Source organism: Methylibium sp. (genome assembly GCF_031393925.1).
Taxonomy (GTDB): domain Bacteria; phylum Pseudomonadota; class Gammaproteobacteria; order Burkholderiales; family Burkholderiaceae_C; genus Methylibium.
Window position 1 is genome coordinate 1 of the sequence record NZ_JANMWL010000086.1, and the last position, 3,125, is coordinate 3,125.

2 protein-coding genes and 1 pseudogene are annotated in these 3,125 nt (G+C 71.8%); all 3 read right to left on the reverse strand.

Annotated features, from left to right (window positions below; translation table 11 throughout):
• Window positions 1-452: pseudogene (locus tag RMO12_RS05355) on the reverse strand (phospho-N-acetylmuramoyl-pentapeptide-transferase); the annotation flags it as partial.
• Window positions 442-1,926 carry a UDP-N-acetylmuramoyl-tripeptide--D-alanyl-D-alanine ligase gene (murF, locus tag RMO12_RS05360; protein WP_309638494.1) on the reverse strand — a complete coding sequence of 495 codons (1,485 nt, stop codon included), beginning with the start codon at window positions 1,924-1,926 and terminating at the stop codon, window positions 442-444. The gene murF and the pseudogene RMO12_RS05355, both read right to left, overlap by 11 nt.
• A 97-nt stretch (window positions 1,927-2,023) precedes the next feature.
• On the reverse strand, window positions 2,024-3,125 hold a 1,102-nt coding region (locus tag RMO12_RS05365), incomplete at its 5' end, for a UDP-N-acetylmuramoyl-L-alanyl-D-glutamate--2,6-diaminopimelate ligase (protein ID WP_309638495.1).

The window sequence follows — 3,125 nt, forward strand, 5'->3', positions numbered from 1 at the left end:
TAGAGCGCGGCGACGAGACCGATCACCGACTGCCAGAAATACTTCTCGCGCGAGCGCATGCCCTCGGGGTTCTTGTCCACCACCTTGCGCCAGTCGTCGACCCAGCCGATCGCGCCGAAGCCGAAGGTGACGATCATCACGATCCACACGAAGCGGTTGCTCCAGTCGAACCACAGCAGGGTGGAGATCGCGATGGCCAGCAGGATGAGCAAGCCACCCATGGTGGGCGTGCCCTGCTTGACCATGTGCTCGGGCACGCCGTAGATGCGGATCGGCTGGCCGATCTTGAGTTCGGTCAGGCGCTTGATCACGAAGGGCCCGAGCGCCAGCCCGATGAGCAGCGCCGTCATCGCCGCCATCACGGCGCGAAAGGTGATGTACTGGAACACGCGCAGCGCGCCGAGCTGCTCGGGGTAGAGCACTTGCAGCCACTGGGCCAGGCTAATGAGCATGTGGGGCCTCCCCGAGTGAGTCGCTGTCGGCGGCGCGCGTGGTGTCGCGCTTCGCCTTGCTCGTGGCTTCGCCCGGGGCTGCGCCGGTCGCGTCACCGCTGGCCTGCAAGGCGGCCACCACCTGTTCCATCTTCATGAAACGCGAACCCTTGACGACGATCGCCGCGGCCTCGGGCGCCTGGCCCAGTGCCGCCACCAGCTCGGCGGTGTCGGCGAAGCCGCGCGCCGACGCGCCGAAGGCCGCCGCGCTGGCGGCGCTGGCCGCGCCCGCCGTCCACAGCACGTCGATGCCGCGCGTCTTGGCATAGGCGCCGACCTCGGCGTGAAAGGCCGGCCCCTGGTCGCCCACCTCGCCCATGTCGCCGAGCACCAGCCAGCGCGGCGCGGGCAAGGTGGCGAGCACGTCGATGGCCGCGCGCACCGAGTCGGGGTTGGCGTTGTAGCTGTCGTCGATGAGCGTCACTGCGCGACCACCGCGCTGCAAGGCCTTCACCTGCGAGCGGCCCTTGACCGGCTCGAAAGCCTCGAGGCCGCGCGCCACCGCCGCCAGCGGGCAGCCCGCGGCCAGCGCGCAGGCGGTGGCCGCGAGCGCGTTCTTCACGTTATGCCAGCCGGCCACGCGGAGCGCGATCGCCGTGGCGCCGGCCGGGGTGTGCAGCACCAGCGCCCAGTGGTCGTCGCTCCACACCGCCTCGGCGGTGAGGTCGGCCTCGCCGACCAGCGCGAAGGTGAGGCAGGGCCTGTTGCCGGCGAGCCGGTGCCACAGCGGCGCGTGCTCGTCGTCGGCCGGGAACACCGCGGTGCCGGTGGCGCCGAGCGCCTCGATCACCGCGCCGTTCTCGCGCGCCACCGCCTCGACGCTCGCCATGAACTCCAGGTGCTCGCGCTGCGCGTTGTTGACGAGCGCGACGGTGGGTGCGGCCATGCGCGCGAGCTGCGCAATTTCACCCGGATGGTTCATGCCGAGTTCGACCACTGCGGCGCGGTGCCAGCTGGCGCCGTGTTGGCGCAGCCGCAGCAAGGTCAGCGGCACGCCGATGTCGTTGTTGAAGTTGCCGAGCGTCCAGCACGCACCGTCTCCCAGCCACGCGCGCAGCATGCTCGCGATCATCTGCGTGACCGTGGTCTTGCCGTTGCTGCCGGCCACCGCGATCAACGGCAGCGCCAGGCGCTCGCGCCAGTGCAGGGCCAGCACGCCGAGCGCGGCGCGCGTGTCGGCGACCTGCAGGCCCGCCAGGCCGCTCTCGGCCAGGCCGTGCCGCGCCAGCGCCGCCACCGCACCGGCGGCCCGCGCCTGCGGGAGAAAGTCATGCGCGTCGAAGCGCTCGCCCTGGAGCGCCACGAACAGGTCACCGGGTTGCAGGCTGCGCGTGTCGCTGTGGACGCGCAAGATCGCCGTGGCCGGGTCGCCGACCAGCACCGAGCCGGGCAGCAGGCGGTGCGCCAACGCCAGATCCATCATCGGTGTGTCCATCGGACCCCCATGACCTTGAGCGTCGACCCCTCGAGGGGGCGCGAGCGGCTCTGGAGCGGCCCGGCGAAGCTCGTCACAACGTCGGTCATGGCGGCCATCACAGCGCCCTCGCGGCGAGCGCGCGACGCGCCTCGAGGACATCGGAGAACGGCCGCTTCACACCGGCGATCTCCTGGTAGTCCTCGTGGCCCTTGCCGGCGATCAGCAACACGTCGCGCGGCCCGGCGGCGGCGACCGCCTCGGCGATCGCGCGACCACGGTCCTCGACCACCCGCGCGGCCTGCGGCAGGCTCATCCCGGCGACGATCTGCGCCAGGATCGCGCCGGGCTCCTCGTGGCGCGGGTTGTCGCTGGTGACGCACACGCGGTCTGCCAGGCGCTCGGCGATCGCACCCATCAATGGGCGCTTGCCCGCGTCGCGGTTGCCGCCGCAGCCGAATACGCAGGCGAGCTGGCCGCCGCGCGCCTGGGCCAGCGTGCGCAGCGCGGCGAGCGTCTTGTCGAGCGCGTCGGGCGTGTGCGCATAGTCGACCACCACCTCGGGCTGCATGGAAGCGCCCGGCGCATCGGCTGCGCGCTGCATGCGCCCGGGCACCGGCGTGAGCTGCGGCACCACGCCCACCGCGTCGGACAGCGGCACGCCGAGCGCACGCAGCCCGCCGATCACCGCGAGCAGATTGGAAGCGTTGTAGTCGCCGATCAGGCCGCTCTGCACCGGCAGCGACTGCATGCCTTCGGCCAGCGCAAACATCAGGCCGCCGCGCTCGTAGCCGAGCGCGCTGGCGCGCAGCCTTGCGTCGGGGCGGCGCGTCGAATAGGTCCAGAGATCGAGGCCGCCGGCCTTCAACTCGGCGGCCAGCGCCACGCCGCGTTCGTCGTCGAGATTGATCACCGCCGCCTTCAGCCCCGGCCAGCCGAACAGCGCGCGCTTGGCGGCCCAGTAGGCGTCCATGCTGCCGTGGAAATCGAGGTGGTCTTGGGTGAAGTTGGTGAACAGGGCGACCTCGACCTGCGTTGCCGCAAGCCGGTGTTCGACCAGACCGATCGACGATGCCTCGATGGCGCAGGCCTTGAAGCCCGCGTCGGCCATGCGGCGCAGCGCGCCGTGCAACATCACCGGGTCGGGGGTGGTGAGGCCGGTGAATTCGAGGCTGGCGGCTGTTGCGGCTGCGCGCGCCGCGCCCAGCGGCGGCTCCCCA